The organism is Nocardia sp. CA-084685, from assembly GCF_050955785.1.
Taxonomy (GTDB): domain Bacteria; phylum Actinomycetota; class Actinomycetes; order Mycobacteriales; family Mycobacteriaceae; genus Nocardia.
Genome location: NZ_CP192094.1, coordinates 6,246,819 through 6,260,109 on the forward strand (window position 1 = coordinate 6,246,819; position 13,291 = coordinate 6,260,109).

Genomic DNA, 13,291 nt, shown 5'->3' on the forward strand with positions numbered 1-13,291 from the left:
CCCGGGCGGTCCTAGCTCTGAACCGCGCCCGTACCAGGCGCCCGGCCTGGCATTCGGCCGGTTCGGCTCATTCGGCTCATTCCGAGGAACATCGAGCCCAGGCCGAGCAGTACCGCGACCGCGCCGGCGACGACGTTGCTCCAGATCGTCGATGCGGTATCGACGTTCCCGCTCACCACCCAGGGAGCGATGATCGTCCATACACCGATCAGTGGAGCGGCCCAGACGATCCCGTGGGTCCGGCCGTACACCGAAGCGAATCCGACGGCCAGCATAGCCAGGGCGATCCCGACGATGAGGTTGTTCCCGGTCAAGGTCGTGAACCCGTTGAATCCGACAACCCAGGGCGAGATAGCGATATAGAGCCCGGTCAGGAACATCAGGCCGGCGACCGCTTGAGCGGCCGGCGCCTCCGAGGCGAGCTCATATTTCTCATGCTTGGCCCGCAACTCCAGGATGTCGGGATGCCGGCTCATGCTCATGGCCTCACTGGTCATGTCCTTCACCACCCTTCAGACGCAGTGCGTGAATAGAGACTGTCGAGCGGAGACGGCCCACAGCCATGACCGCTCGGCCTATGCTGCGCTCTGTGATAATATCATGACATGATATATGAGTCCATGTCGGTGGCCGATCACCTCAGTGACGAGGAGTATTCGAGGCTGCTGGCGTTCCGGGCCGGGCTCCGCCGCTTCATGCATTGGAGCGAACGGCGAGCAGCCGACGTGGGACTCACTGCCACCCAGCATCAACTGCTGCTGGCAATTCGAGGCCATTCCCATCCAGCGGGCCCCAGCATCGGAGAAATCGCCGAATATTTGTGCACCCGGCACCACAGTGTGGTGCAACTCATCGATCGGACCGAGCAACTCGGCCTCGTCGCGCGCAATCGGGAGGAGGGCAAGGACCGCCGCGTCGTCCGTCTCGCACTGACCGAAGCGGGTCGGACACTCCTCGCACGACTCAGCGCGACCCATCTGGAAGAACTTCGGCGACTGGCTCCCCTCGTCGACGCGCTGGTCGACCCCACCGCCATGCCAGCCTCGGATGAAGCCTGTCCGGTTCGGTCGTAGTCTCGGCGCCCTGTTGCGGTCGAATGAACAGGGGCCTGTCCGCCCATGATCGGCCGTCACTGCCCGCCGCCGAGCGGGTGTCTTCCCAATTCCAGCAGCATCGATCCGGCTCACGCTGTCGCGCAACCGCAGTGACCTCTGGACAATGGTCGATCACCAAATGCCCATTCGCACTACGGTTTCGGCGATGTCGTCGCGAAAGTGCGGGCTCAGGGTAGGTCAGGAGTCGCCGGTGAGGCGGCGGCGGTCGCGTTCCTCGGCGGCGGCTGCGGCGGTGCGGCGCTGCTCCTCCGCGGCGAGTTGCAGCGCGGTACGGCTCCAGACGACGCGGATCCAATGGAAGGTCAGCACGACGATGGCAATGACGCCGAGGACGAGGCCGACACCGGGGCCCGCGCCGTGGTAGTTACCGAGGCCTGGGGTCTGGCGGTGCCAGATCGAGAAGACGCCGAACACGCTGCCGATCGCGGAACCGGCGACCGCGACCCAGGCGAGCACCCAGCGACGGGTCATCAGCGCGAGCAGCGAGAAGCCGATGCCGAAGACGACGGCGAACCAGACGAAGATCCGCGACGGCAGACCGATGTGCTCGGCACGTGCGGCATCGGTACCGAGCAACACATCGAACCCGCGCGCGCCGCCCGCATGCGACAGCACGAGTGAAAACAGCAGCAGGAAAACGGCACCGGCGACCACCATCGCGCGCACCCCCGGATCGATCTCCCCCGCAATGCGCCGCTCGACGGCATCGAGATCGTCCTTGAACTGCTCGAAGCCATTACTGCTCTCGACCGAGTTCACTGCGCCCTCGTCTCCTTCGGCTGATCCCTGCCCGGCTGCCATACCCGCATCCACTGTGCCATCACCGCCCTCATCCCCCGCAACCACCCCACTACGTTCGGTAGTACTTGCCGCTCCTGCCCCCGAATCCGGATCAGGCGCACTGCCGACGGACGCATCGGACGCACGACCGGACTCGAGATCCGCCCCCTCGGCAGCACGCACCGGACGATCCCCTTCGGCACCAGTCGAACCCGACTCGGACGACGCTCCAGACGCACCGGGTGTGAGACCCGCTCCCCCAGCACGCGTCAGGTCATCGTCACCCGGCCGAGTGTTCATGCGCCGCAGCCTGTTGAGCAGCCAGAGGCGACCGGCTCGGTGCTGGGGGCGCCGATGCGTGGAAGGCCGAGGCCGACCCCGATGGGGTCGGTTTTGGGTGTGATGCCACGTTCGTGGGCGTCCCCGGCACGGGTGCGGCGGTGGGTTTTGATGGTCGCGTCAGCGATCAGATGGTGCGGGGCCGCATCGGTGATATCGACGGTGATGATGTCGCCGGGGCGGATCTTTTCCGCAGCGCCTTCGGGACGGAAGTGCACGAGTCGGCCGTCGCGGGCGCGGCCGCTCATCCGGGCGGTCGCCGCGTTTTTCTTGCCAGCACCCTCGGCGACCAGCAATTCGACCTCGGTGCCGATGAGCGCCTTATTCGCGTCCAGGGAGATCTCCTCCTGCAGCGCGATCAGCCGTTCGTAGCGCTCCTGCACTACCGCCTTCGGCAACTGATGGGGCATCTCCGCGGCGGGCGTGCCCGGCCGCTTGGAGTACTGGAAGGTGTAGGCGCTGGTGAACCGCGCCTGCCGGACCACATCCAGGGTCTCCTGGAAGTCTTCCTCGGTCTCGCCGGGGAAGCCGACAATGATGTCGGTGGTGATCGCGGCATGCGGCATCGCGGCCCGCACCTTCTCGATGATGCCGAGGTAGCGCGCCTTGCGGTAGGACCGGCGCATCGCCTTCAGCACCCGATCCGAACCGGACTGCAGCGGCATATGCAGTTGCGGGCAGATATTCGACGTCTCGGCCATCGCCTCGATCACGTCATCGGTGAATTCGGCCGGATGTGGCGAGGTGAAGCGCACCCGCTCCAGCCCATCGATGCGACCGGCCGCGCGCAGCAGTTTCGCGAAGGCACCTCGATCGCGTGCCTCGTCGGGATCGGCGAAGGACGCACCGTAGGAGTTCACGTTCTGCCCGAGCAGCGTGACTTCCAGCACGCCCTGATCGACCAGCGCCCGCACCTCGGCGAGCACGTCACCCGGACGGCGATCGACCTCTTTGCCGCGCAGCGACGGCACGATGCAGAACGTGCAGGTGTTATTGCAGCCGACCGAGATCGAAACCCAACCGGCATAAGCGGATTCACGCTTGGCGGGCAGACTCGACGGAAACGCCTCTAGCGATTCCAGAATCTCCACCTGTGCCTCGGCATTGTGTCGCGCGCGCTCGAGCAGCACCGGCAGCGATCCGATGTTGTGTGTGCCGAACACCACATCCACCCAGGGCGCCTTGCGCACGACGGTATCGCGGTCCTTCTGCGCCAGACAGCCGCCGACGGCGATCTGCATGCCCGGCCGGTCGGCCTTGATCGGGGCGAGGTGGCCGAGGGTGCCGTAGAGCTTGTTGTCGGCGTTCTCGCGCACCGCGCAGGTATTGAAGACGACGAGGTCGGCCGTCGCGCCGGGCGCGGCCTTCACATAACCCGCATCCTCGAGCAGGCCCGACAAGCGTTCGGAATCGTGCACGTTCATCTGGCAACCGAAGGTGCGGACCTCGTAACTGCGTGCACCGTCCGCGGCCGCAGGGGCGGGAGACAGCACTGCCTGTCCGATCGAATCCACCCGTCCAGGGTACGGGGGTGGGCAATGCGGGTTTTCAGCGCATCGGCGCAGGCTCCGGGCCCAGGCCGGGGGCATCGGAAGAGTTACGGCGCTGTGTCGTATCGGCGCGGCGTCACGGTGTGTCGCCGAAACCCGGGCAAATCGCCGTTTTCCGCTTAAGGTCTTGGACCATGACCGACGACGCCACCGCACCCGACACAATCGGGTTGGCCAAAACCGGGGCAGCTAGTTCTGATGAGGGCAGTACCGCCACAAGCGCGCCGATGATTTCGATGCGCGATGTGCAAAAGCACTTCGGTGACCTGCATGTACTGCGCGATATCAACCTCGAAGTCCCCAAGGGGCAGGTTGTTATCGTTCTGGGCCCCTCGGGGTCCGGGAAGTCGACGCTGTGCCGCACCATCAACCGACTCGAGCCGATCGACTCCGGCGATATCGCCATCGACGGGGTGCCACTGCCCGCCGAGGGCCGCGCGCTTGCCGCACTGCGCGCCGATGTCGGCATGGTGTTCCAATCATTCAACCTCTTCGCGCACAAGACGATCGTCGAGAACGTGATGCTCGCGCCGCTGAAGGTTCGCAAGGTGAAAAAGGAGAACGCCCGCAAGCGCGCGATGGAGTTGCTCGAGCGCGTCGGGATCGCCAATCAGGCCGATAAGTATCCGGCGCAACTGTCCGGCGGCCAGCAGCAGCGCGTCGCGATCGCCCGCGCGCTGGCGATGAGCCCGAAGGTGATGCTGTTCGACGAGCCGACTTCGGCGCTGGACCCGGAGATGGTCAACGAGGTGCTCGACGTCATGGTGTCGTTGGCCAAGGAGGGGATGACGATGCTGGTCGTCACCCACGAGATGGGCTTCGCGCGCAAGGCGGGTAATCGGGTGCTGTTCATGGCGGACGGGTCGATCGTCGAGGACGACACACCCGAGGTGTTCTTCACCGCGCCGAAGTCCGACCGTGCCAAGGATTTCCTCGGCAAGATTCTGAGCCACTGAACCGAGTAATCACCGCAGCCGTAAGACCTCGGCCACCGAAATCACCAGAGGGAGAAGGAACACGATGAGGATCAACCGTTCGCTTCGACTCGGCATCGGGGCGCTCGCCCTGACGCTGGCCGCAACAACCGCCGCCTGTGGCGGTGGTAGCGACAAGTCCGCACTCGACAACGCCAAGGACGGAAAGCTCACCGTCGGAATCAAATTCGACCAGCCGGGCCTGGGCCTGCGCAATAAGGACGGCTCCTACAGCGGCTTCGACGTGGAGGTCGCCAAGTACGTCGCGGGCAAGCTCGGTGTGAAACCGGAGAACATCACGTTCAAGGAGTCCCCGTCCGGTCAGCGCGAGACGCTGATCGAGAACGGTCAGGTCGACTACATCGTCGCCACCTACTCGATCAACGACGCGCGTAAGCAGAAGGTCGATTTCGCCGGACCGTATTATGTTGCGGGCCAGTCGCTTTTGGTGAAGGCCGACAACAACGGCATCAACGGGCCCGATGATCTGAAGGGTAAGAAGGTCTGCTCGGTGAAGGGCTCCACCCCGGCCCAGAACATCGAGAAGAACTACCCCGCCACGCAGCTGCAGACCAACGACACCTACTCGCTGTGCCTCGAGGGCCTGCAGGCCGGTTCGTACGACGCGGTGACCACCGACGACATCATCCTGGCCGGTTACGCCGCGCAGAGCACGGGCACGTTCAAGGTGGTCGGCAAGCCGTTCACCACGGAGAACTACGGCATCGGCCTGAAGAAGGGCGATAAAGAGCTGCGCGACAAGGTCAATGACGCGATCGAGGCGATGATCGCCGATGGGTCCTGGAAAAAGGCCTTCGACTCCACGGTCGGCGCCTCCGGCTACCAGGCGCCCACACCGCCGACGGTGAACCGGTACTGAGATTCGCGATCGGGTGGTCCGCACGGGCCACCCGATCACTTGGCTACGAGCAACCTGTACATCGCGCGCGGAAGGATGATCTCCGGCCGCCGCACAATCCGATCGGAGGGACGCGACCACCGTGTTCGACCTGATCTCGAGGTATGACGTCCTCGGCGCCTTCTGGGTGACCATCAAACTGACCGCGTCGTCGGCGGTCCTGGCCCTGATCCTGGGCACATTCGTCGCCGCGATGCGCGTGTCCCCCGTGCCGGTCGCCCGTTTTCTCGGCGCCGCCTACGTCACCATCTTCCGCAATACCCCACTGACGCTCATCATCGTGTTCTGCTCGCTCGGCCTCTACTCCACCATGGGCTGGAAGCTCGCACCGGAGGGTCCGAACTCACTGGCGCAGAACAACTTCCGCTACGCAGTACTCGGACTCAGCATCTACACGGCGGCATTCGTGTGCGAGTCGTTGCGTTCCGGTATCAACACGGTGCCGATGGGCCAGTCCGAGGCGGGCCGCTCACTGGGCTTCACCTTCACCCAGAACCTACGAATCGTGGTATTGCCGCAGGCATTCCGCTCGGTTATCGCCCCGCTGGGCAGCGTGCTGATCGCGCTTACCAAGAACTCCACGATCGCCTCGGCGATCGGTGTCGCCGAGGCCGCGACCCTGATGGCCAAGATGAACGAGAACGAGGCCGCGCTGATCACCATCGGCTTCATATTCGCACTCGGCTTCGTGATCCTGACCCTGCCGACCGGCCTGCTGTTCGGCTGGCTGGCCAAGCGATTCGAGGTGGCTCGGTGAGTGCTTCGGTTCTTTTCGACGCGCCGGGGCCCCGCGCGCGCGTTCGAAACCAAATCTATTCCGTCATCGCGATTGTCGCGGTGCTGGCACTCGGCTGGGTGTTCTATCGCGGATTCGCCGATAAGGGACAATTCACCGCCGAGAAGTGGAAGCCGTTCATCGAGGCAGACGTCTGGAAGACCTATCTGCTGCCCGGTCTGCGCGGCACCCTCGTCGCGGCGCTGATGTCCATCGTTTTCGCGCTCGTGATCGGCATGGTCTTCGGCATCCTGCGCCTGTCGGATCATCGGGTGGTGCGCTGGGTGGCCGGCGCGATCGTCGAGGTGGCCCGGGCCATTCCGGTGCTGATCCTGATGATCTTCCTGTTCTACGTCTTCTCCGACTACAAGGTGTTCAAGGTCGATCAGCTCGCGCTATGGGCCGTGGTGATCGCGTTGACCGTCTACAACGGTTCGGTCATCGCCGAAATCGTGCGCGCGGGCATCAAATCGCTGCCGAAGGGACAGACCGAGGCCGCGGTGGCGCTGGGTCTACGCAAGGGACAGCTGATGCGGTTGATCCTGCTGCCGCAGGCGATTACCGCGATGCTGCCCGCATTGATCTCGCAAATGGTTGTGGCGCTGAAGGATTCGGCGCTCGGTTACCAGATCACCTACCTCGAGATCGTGCGTCAGGGCTCGCAACTCGGTGCGGCCGAACGCAATACGGTGCCCGCACTGATGGTCGTCGCCGTGGTGATGATTCTGCTGAACAGCACATTGACTTTCGTGGCCAATAAGCTGGAGCAGCGGTTGCGCTCGCGCAAGCGGACCAAGGGTGCGGCTGTCGTGGCGGCCGACTCGATTCTGACCGATGCGACTCCAGGGATGGATATCACGCAGAAGTCCTGAGTCCGGCCGAGTCCGAGCGCTGCGCTTCTCGAATCCCGCCATTGCCAGATTTCGCGGAAAGTGCACGCTCGGACCCCATTTTCGGGCCGACTCGGTTTTCGTTGCTGCTTGTCACGACCACAATTCGGTAATCGGGCTGTGCGGCTGCCAAGGGGTTCGGCATGTGCGCGAAGTTGTCGATGCGCGTCGATGCGTGGCTGATGATCAGGACAACGGCACGGTGCTACCGAGTTCTTCGCTCTCGGAGTGGAGCGCGGAGGTGAAAGTTTCCGCGCGCGGGCTGGATTCGGAGCAGTAGGTGGCCGCTGCCACCGCGGTGGCTGCGCGGACGAACGCGGCCACGGCGGGTGATTGGCAGTTTTGCGGCCAGGCTATCGCGAGGGTCGTTGGTTTCAGGTCGGTGACGGGGCGATAGGCGATGCCGGGGCGAGGGTGGCGGCGGGCGACCGAGGAGGGCGGGAACCAGATGCTGTTGCCGAGTTCGACCAGGTTGAAGATCTGCGCCAGATCCCGGATGAGACGCGGGGTTTCCGAAGGTGGCACGAGGCCGTCGCGGTCGGCCGGAATTCCGTCTGGCAGCGTTCGACCGGCCAGGTCGGCCAGGCAGAGGGTTGCCCGGGCGGCGAGCGGATCGGATGCGGCCAGCGCGACCAGGCGGGGTTCGGTGAGCAGCGGTTCGACGTCCAGACCCCGGTCGTCGTACGGGGTGGACACGAGGGCGACATCCGCACGGCCCTGTAGCAGGGCCGGGACTTGCTCGCCCCGACCACCCAATATCAACTCGACCGGAACTGCGACTTCCTCGAGGTGGTATGTCTCGAGAATCTTTGGCAGGAGTCCGGCGTCGTAGTCGGCTTTGAGCGCGAGCCGTAGACCCGGCGCGGGCCGGCCGACGTGGCGGACGCGCTGAGCGGCCGCCGCGACGGCATCGAGTGCGGTCCGTGCGTCGCGGAGCAAGGTCGCGCCGGGCGGGGTGAGCACGACATGTCGGGTGGTGCGCTCGAAAAGTTGAACGCCCAGTTGACGTTCCAGTTCCCGAATCGCCCGGGACAGGGGTGGTTGCGCCATCCCCAGTCGCTCGGCCGCGCGTCCGAAGTGCAGTTCCTCCGCGACGGCCACGAAGTATCGGAGTTGCCGAACCTCCAGATCACTCATATCCCCACGGTATCAACGCTTATCCAATCGGTCCTTCAGGTTCGGTGCCACGCCGACTTGACTGGCCAGTGCCACATCACTCGAGCAGAGGTCGTCATGATCGTTGTTACCGCCCCTACCGGCAATATCGGCCGTCAGGTCCTCCCGCATCTCCTCGCCAGCGATGTCCCGGTCCGCGTCATCGCGCGTGATCCCGCACGCCTGCCCACCGAAATCCGCGAACGCGTCGAAGTCGTCCTAGGTTCGCACGGGGATATCGATGTCGTCACCAAGGCATTCGCCGGTGCCGATGCCGTATTCTGGCTGCTTCCGCCGAATCGGCAGACCACCAGTCTCGACGCGGCCTTTCTGGATTTCACCCGGCCCGCGTGCGAGGCGTTCACGAGCCAGGGCATCCAGCGCGTCGTCGGAGTTTCCGGCCTTGGGCGCGGGGCCGCGTCGGTTGGAAACGCCGGACTGGTCACGGCATCACTGGCGATGGATGATCTGATCGCGAGCACCGGCGTGAACTACCGTGCGCTGACGATGCCTTCGTTCATGGACAATTTCCTCTGGCAGGTCCAGGTAATCAAGAGCCAGGGCATGTTCTTCGCACCGCTGTCCCCCGATCTGAAACGCCCCACCTGCGCGACCCGCGATATCGCCGCCGTGGCCGCCGAACTGCTGCTCGACGACTCGTGGAGCGGATACGACAGCGTCCCCGTACTCGGCCCGGAAGACCTGTCCAACAACGACATGGCGCGAATCATGTCCGAAGTGCTGGGCCGCCCGATCCGGTTCCAACAAGTCTCCGGGGAAGCCTACAAAGCCGCAATGCTCGAATCCGGAATGTCTGAGGCAGTGGCCCAGGGCATGTACGACATGCTGGAGGCAAAGGAGAACGGCCTCGACAACACCGAACCGCGTACCCCCCGATCCACAACCCCCACCACCTTCCGCCAATGGTGCGAAGAAGTTCTCGCCCCGGCCTTCACCTCTAACAACTGAGGCCAGTCCGCAGCCCTACCTGCCGCCTTGTTCACCACGACACATGCGCGGTCGCACGCGCGCCTCGAGCAAGAGCCATGTGGGCGACCAAGGCCGCACGCGGGCGGGGCGGGCTGCCAGAGCTCAGTCGGGATCCGGCGTGTCGGACTGGGCCTGTGCGAGTTCGGCTTTCACGACGGTGAAGGCGGTGGATTGGTTGTAGCCGCGGCGCGCGAGCATGGCGACGAGGCGGCGGATTGTTTTGTCGCGGTCCAGGTTTGTGGGCATGGTGCGTAGTTTGCGGCGGACCAGTTCGGTGGCGCGTTGTTCCTCGTCGTCGGGGGTGATGGCGTCGAGGGCGGAGGCTGCGTCGGACTTGGATACGCCTTTGCGGCGAAGTTCTTGGGCGAGGGCTTGTTTGCCCTTGCCGGAGAAGGTGTGACGCGAGTGGACCCACTGCTCGGCGAAGGCTGCGTCGTCGATCAGGCCGACCTCGGTGAAGCGGTCAAGGGCGCGTTCGGTGATCTCGGGGGTAAAGCCCTTGGCGGCGAGACGCTGTGCTAGTTCGGCACGGCTGCGGGCGCGGACGGCGAGCAGGCGAAGACACGCCTCCTTTGCCTGCTCGACCGTCCCGCCTTGGGGACTGCGCTCCGCACGGGACCGCGGATCATCCCCGCGTACACGGGGGACAGCGGTACCTGTTTGTCGCGCACCCTCCTCGGATCCGGCCGCCACCGGATCCGCCCATCGGCCTTCAGAAATCTGGAAGTCAGCCGAGTGGGAGTCGTTGCGCCGGAACTCGTTCCGACGCCCGCGACCGCGCCGGGACCCGGTCGAACGCGCCCGCTGCGGATCGGGCGCGTTCGACCGAGTTCCCATGATGTCCGAATCGGCCAAACCACCTTCGGCCAACCGGACCCGCCTATCCCCCTGCCCTCTCCCCCGAAAACCCACTCCCCTCGAATCTCCCTCAGACCATCGCCCTGGCCCCGCACCGAACTCATCCGACCGGAAATCCGCAGCCTCCGAACCGAACTCGGTCAACCGAGGACCAGCATCCACCGAGTCACCCTCGGGCTTCCTGGCCCGACCTACTTCGGACTCACCCGAATGAAATTGGTCGGCGTCTGAGCCACCGTCGGACCATCCGCCGCGTCCGAGCTCCGGCGCCGTCGATTGGAAACCATCGGCCTGCAAGTCGATCTCGGACCGCCGACCACGGCTCCACTCGAAACCACCGGTCCGCGGCCCAGCGCCCGCTGAATCAACCGCGGAGTGCCGGACACGTCCGGACTCGGACTCGCTCGGCCGGAGACCGGCGGCCTCCGAATCGTTCTGTGACCATCGCACCCGATCCGGTTCGGACTCCTCTGAGCCGGAACCGGTGGAGGTTGGGATGGGTGGGCGGCCTGAGGCGGACAGTAGTTCGTTCAGGCGGCGACGGGCCTCGGTTACCGGGTCCGGGCGCGTTGTATCGGGTGCGGGCCGGGTGGGATGCGGGGCTGGGCGCCGAGGGGTCATCGGATCAGAAGTCGGCGGGGACCTCAGTGGCCGCGCCCTCGGCGGTCACATCGGCGCCGATGCCGAGCTTCTCCTTGATCTTCTTCTCGATCTCGTCGCGGACGTCGGTGTTCTCCAGCAGGAACTTGCGGGCGTTCTCTTTGCCTTGGCCGAGCTGGTCGCCCTCGTAGGTGTACCAGGAGCCGGACTTGCGGATGAAGCCCTGCTCGACACCCATATCGATGAGCGAGCCCTCCTTGGAGATGCCCTGGCCGTAGAGGATGTCGAATTCGGCCTGCTTGAACGGCGGCGAGACCTTGTTCTTCACGACCTTCACGCGGGTACGGTTGCCGACCGCATCGCTGCCGTCCTTGAGCGTCTCGATGCGGCGCACATCCAAGCGCACCGAGGCATAGAACTTCAGCGCTTTACCACCGGTCGTGGTCTCGGGCGAACCGAACATCACGCCGATCTTCTCGCGCAGCTGGTTGATGAAGATGGCGGTGGTGCCGGAGTTGTTCAGCGCACCGGTCATCTTGCGCAGCGCCTGGCTCATCAAGCGCGCCTGCAGACCGACGTGGCTGTCACCCATCTCGCCCTCGATTTCGGCACGCGGTACCAGCGCGGCGACCGAGTCGATGACGATGATGTCGATCGCGCCCGAACGCACCAGCATGTCGGCGATTTCCAGCGCCTGCTCACCGGTATCGGGCTGGGAGACGAGCAGTGCGTCGGTGTCGACGCCCAGCTTGCGCGCATAATCGGGATCGAGCGCGTGCTCGGCGTCGATGAAGGCAGCCACGCCGCCCGCGGCTTGGGCATTGGCCACCGCGTGCAGTGCGACGGTCGTCTTACCCGAGGACTCCGGACCGTAGACCTCGACGATGCGGCCGCGCGGCAGACCGCCGATGCCGAGCGCAACGTCCAGGGCGATGGATCCGGTCGGGATCACCGAAATGGGCTGGCGCGCCTCCTCACCGAGACGCATGACCGCGCCCTTGCCGAAGCTCTTCTCGACCTGAGCCAGCGCCAGCTCGAGCGCCTTATCACGGTCGTACGCCTGTGGTGCCATATCCTGATCCCCTTTTCGCCGGGTAAGTCTCGTTCGTGGTTGGCGCCCACATTAGAGGGCGGCACCGACAAGTTCTGATGACCAGCCTAGACGAACAGGTGTTCGAGTCAAGCGACGCGCCCGACAACACGCGCCCCGAACTTTCCGACCTGGCAACCGCCGCGCTACGGCCGATCGCAGCCCCTTTTCCGAGCGCTGAACCCCTCCTCACCGCACCAGCGAAATCCGATCGCTGTCCAGCAACGTCTGCGCCTGCTTGTACACCCGCAACGCGGGCGTCACCTCCACATCCGCGATCCCATCGAGCGCACCCAGCCGCTGCGTGACATACCGGTAGAGGTGCGCGGTATCGCGACACATCAGCGACGCCATCAGATTGGTCGGTCCGGTGGTCGCGGCAATGAAGACGATCTCCGGGTGGGTTGCCATCGCGGTGCCCACCGCCTCGAGATCCGCCGGCCGCGTGCGCAGCCATAGCGCCGCCCGCACCGCGTACCCCATCCGTTCGATCGCGAAATCGAGATCGAAGTACAGCACCCGGGATTCGACGAGTTCGGCCATGCGACGCGCTACTCTCGTTGCGGTCCAACCGATTTCGGCGGCGATCTGGGCGTAGGGCGCGCGGCCGTCGCGGCCGAGCAGCGCCAGCATCGCCTCGTCCTGCGCCGAAAGTTCCACCGGCGCTTCCGGTCCCGTATCGGCCCGCCACGGCGGCCGCGGACCGAGTTCGCGCAGTTGCGCCGCGGTGAACAGGTGACCGAAATGCGGCCACTCCTCATCGAGCGGGAAGCGGTGGATCACCTCGTGGGCGGTCAGCCCGATCACCTGACTGGCCTGGGGCAAGGTCTGCATCAGCAGCTTGTCGCGCCGCTCGACCGAGCGCGGCCTGCTCACGCACGTCACCTCGGATCCGGTGGACAGCAGTGTGACCCAGCTCAGATCCGGAAAGCGAGCCAGCGATTCGGCCAGCCGGGCCGCCTTGTCCGGGGTCGATCGGAGCCGGATCACCCAGCGCGCATGCCCGAGCGGCACCGCGTTGACCTGCCCCGATACATGCAGAATGCCGCGTTGCCGCAGCGATCGGTAGCGCCGCGCCACCGTCTGCTCCGACACCCCCAGAATCGCGCCGAGCTTGGCGAACGGGATGCGCGCATCGGTCACCAAGGCGTGCAGGATCTGCTTGTCGAGGACATCGAGTATGGAGGAATCCACGCCATCTTCGGATTGCACAGGAGGAATCTAACGCACATCGCCGCGCGACTATGTGGATATCA

13 protein-coding genes are annotated in these 13,291 nt (G+C 65.1%); 6 read left to right on the top strand and 7 right to left on the bottom strand.

Going from position 1 to position 13,291, the window contains the following annotated elements; genetic code table 11:
* Positions 1-11: 11 nt before the first annotated feature.
* Entirely contained in the window at positions 12-497 is a 486-nt protein-coding gene (locus ACQP2U_RS27800; RefSeq protein WP_433710155.1) for an SPW repeat protein, read from the bottom strand.
* Positions 498-605: 108 nt separating this feature from the next.
* Here ACQP2U_RS27800 and ACQP2U_RS27805 point away from each other — a divergent pair, with 108 nt between their 5' ends.
* Positions 606-1,073, top strand: coding sequence for a MarR family winged helix-turn-helix transcriptional regulator (locus ACQP2U_RS27805; RefSeq protein WP_433710156.1), 468 nt, complete (start codon positions 606-608; stop codon positions 1,071-1,073).
* A 219-nt stretch (positions 1,074-1,292) separates the two neighbouring features.
* Here ACQP2U_RS27805 and ACQP2U_RS27810 read toward each other — a convergent pair whose 3' ends face one another.
* Positions 1,293-1,916, bottom strand: coding sequence for an Rv2732c family membrane protein (locus ACQP2U_RS27810; RefSeq protein ID WP_433716603.1), 624 nt, complete (start codon positions 1,914-1,916; stop codon positions 1,293-1,295).
* A gap of 275 nt (positions 1,917-2,191) precedes the next feature.
* On the bottom strand, positions 2,192-3,748 hold the full coding sequence (gene miaB / locus ACQP2U_RS27815) for a tRNA (N6-isopentenyl adenosine(37)-C2)-methylthiotransferase MiaB (protein ID WP_433710157.1): 1,557 nt from the start codon (positions 3,746-3,748) through the stop codon (positions 2,192-2,194).
* Positions 3,749-4,011: 263 nt separating this feature from the next.
* Here miaB and gluA point away from each other — a divergent pair, with 263 nt between their 5' ends.
* The 4 genes from gluA (at position 4,012) to ACQP2U_RS27835 (ending at position 7,324) form a co-directional block, all read left to right on the top strand.
* Positions 4,012-4,740 (top strand): glutamate ABC transporter ATP-binding protein GluA, encoded by a 729-nt coding sequence (gene gluA, locus ACQP2U_RS27820; RefSeq protein WP_364352041.1) that lies wholly within the window; start codon positions 4,012-4,014, stop codon positions 4,738-4,740.
* A 64-nt stretch (positions 4,741-4,804) separates the two neighbouring features.
* Positions 4,805-5,638, top strand: a complete 834-nt coding sequence (locus tag ACQP2U_RS27825) for a glutamate ABC transporter substrate-binding protein (protein ID WP_397028351.1) — start codon at positions 4,805-4,807, stop codon at positions 5,636-5,638.
* Positions 5,639-5,759: 121 nt separating this feature from the next.
* Positions 5,760-6,434: an amino acid ABC transporter permease gene (locus ACQP2U_RS27830; protein ID WP_062985899.1), complete on the top strand. Its 675-nt coding sequence runs from the start codon at positions 5,760-5,762 to the stop codon at positions 6,432-6,434.
* Positions 6,431-7,324 carry an amino acid ABC transporter permease gene (locus ACQP2U_RS27835; RefSeq protein ID WP_433710158.1) on the top strand — a complete coding sequence of 298 codons (894 nt, stop codon included), beginning with the start codon at positions 6,431-6,433 and terminating at the stop codon, positions 7,322-7,324. The genes ACQP2U_RS27830 and ACQP2U_RS27835 overlap by 4 nt, the downstream gene beginning before the upstream one ends.
* Positions 7,325-7,528: 204 nt before the next feature.
* Here the strand turns inward: ACQP2U_RS27835 and ACQP2U_RS27840 are convergent, their stop codons facing one another.
* Positions 7,529-8,479 carry a LysR family transcriptional regulator gene (locus ACQP2U_RS27840; RefSeq protein ID WP_433710159.1) on the bottom strand — a complete coding sequence of 317 codons (951 nt, stop codon included), beginning with the start codon at positions 8,477-8,479 and terminating at the stop codon, positions 7,529-7,531.
* Between the two features lie 96 nt (positions 8,480-8,575).
* Here ACQP2U_RS27840 and ACQP2U_RS27845 point away from each other — a divergent pair, with 96 nt between their 5' ends.
* Positions 8,576-9,466 carry an NAD(P)H-binding protein gene (locus ACQP2U_RS27845; protein WP_433710160.1) on the top strand — a complete coding sequence of 297 codons (891 nt, stop codon included), beginning with the start codon at positions 8,576-8,578 and terminating at the stop codon, positions 9,464-9,466.
* Positions 9,467-9,589: 123 nt separating this feature from the next.
* On the opposite strand, the gene recX is transcribed toward ACQP2U_RS27845, so the two are convergent.
* The 3 genes from recX to ACQP2U_RS27860 all read right to left on the bottom strand — a co-directional run bounded on the left by recX (position 9,590) and on the right by ACQP2U_RS27860 (position 13,247).
* The gene (recX, locus tag ACQP2U_RS27850) at positions 9,590-10,180 is read right to left on the bottom strand and encodes a recombination regulator RecX (RefSeq protein WP_433710161.1); all 591 of its coding nucleotides are present in this window, start codon (positions 10,178-10,180) and stop codon (positions 9,590-9,592) included.
* 790 nt (positions 10,181-10,970) lie between these two features.
* On the bottom strand, positions 10,971-12,017 hold the full coding sequence (recA, locus tag ACQP2U_RS27855; RefSeq protein WP_433710162.1) for a recombinase RecA: 1,047 nt from the start codon (positions 12,015-12,017) through the stop codon (positions 10,971-10,973).
* 207 nt (positions 12,018-12,224) lie between these two features.
* Entirely contained in the window at positions 12,225-13,247 is a 1,023-nt protein-coding gene (locus ACQP2U_RS27860; RefSeq protein ID WP_433710163.1) for an Lrp/AsnC family transcriptional regulator, read from the bottom strand.
* Positions 13,248-13,291 lie beyond the last annotated feature (44 nt).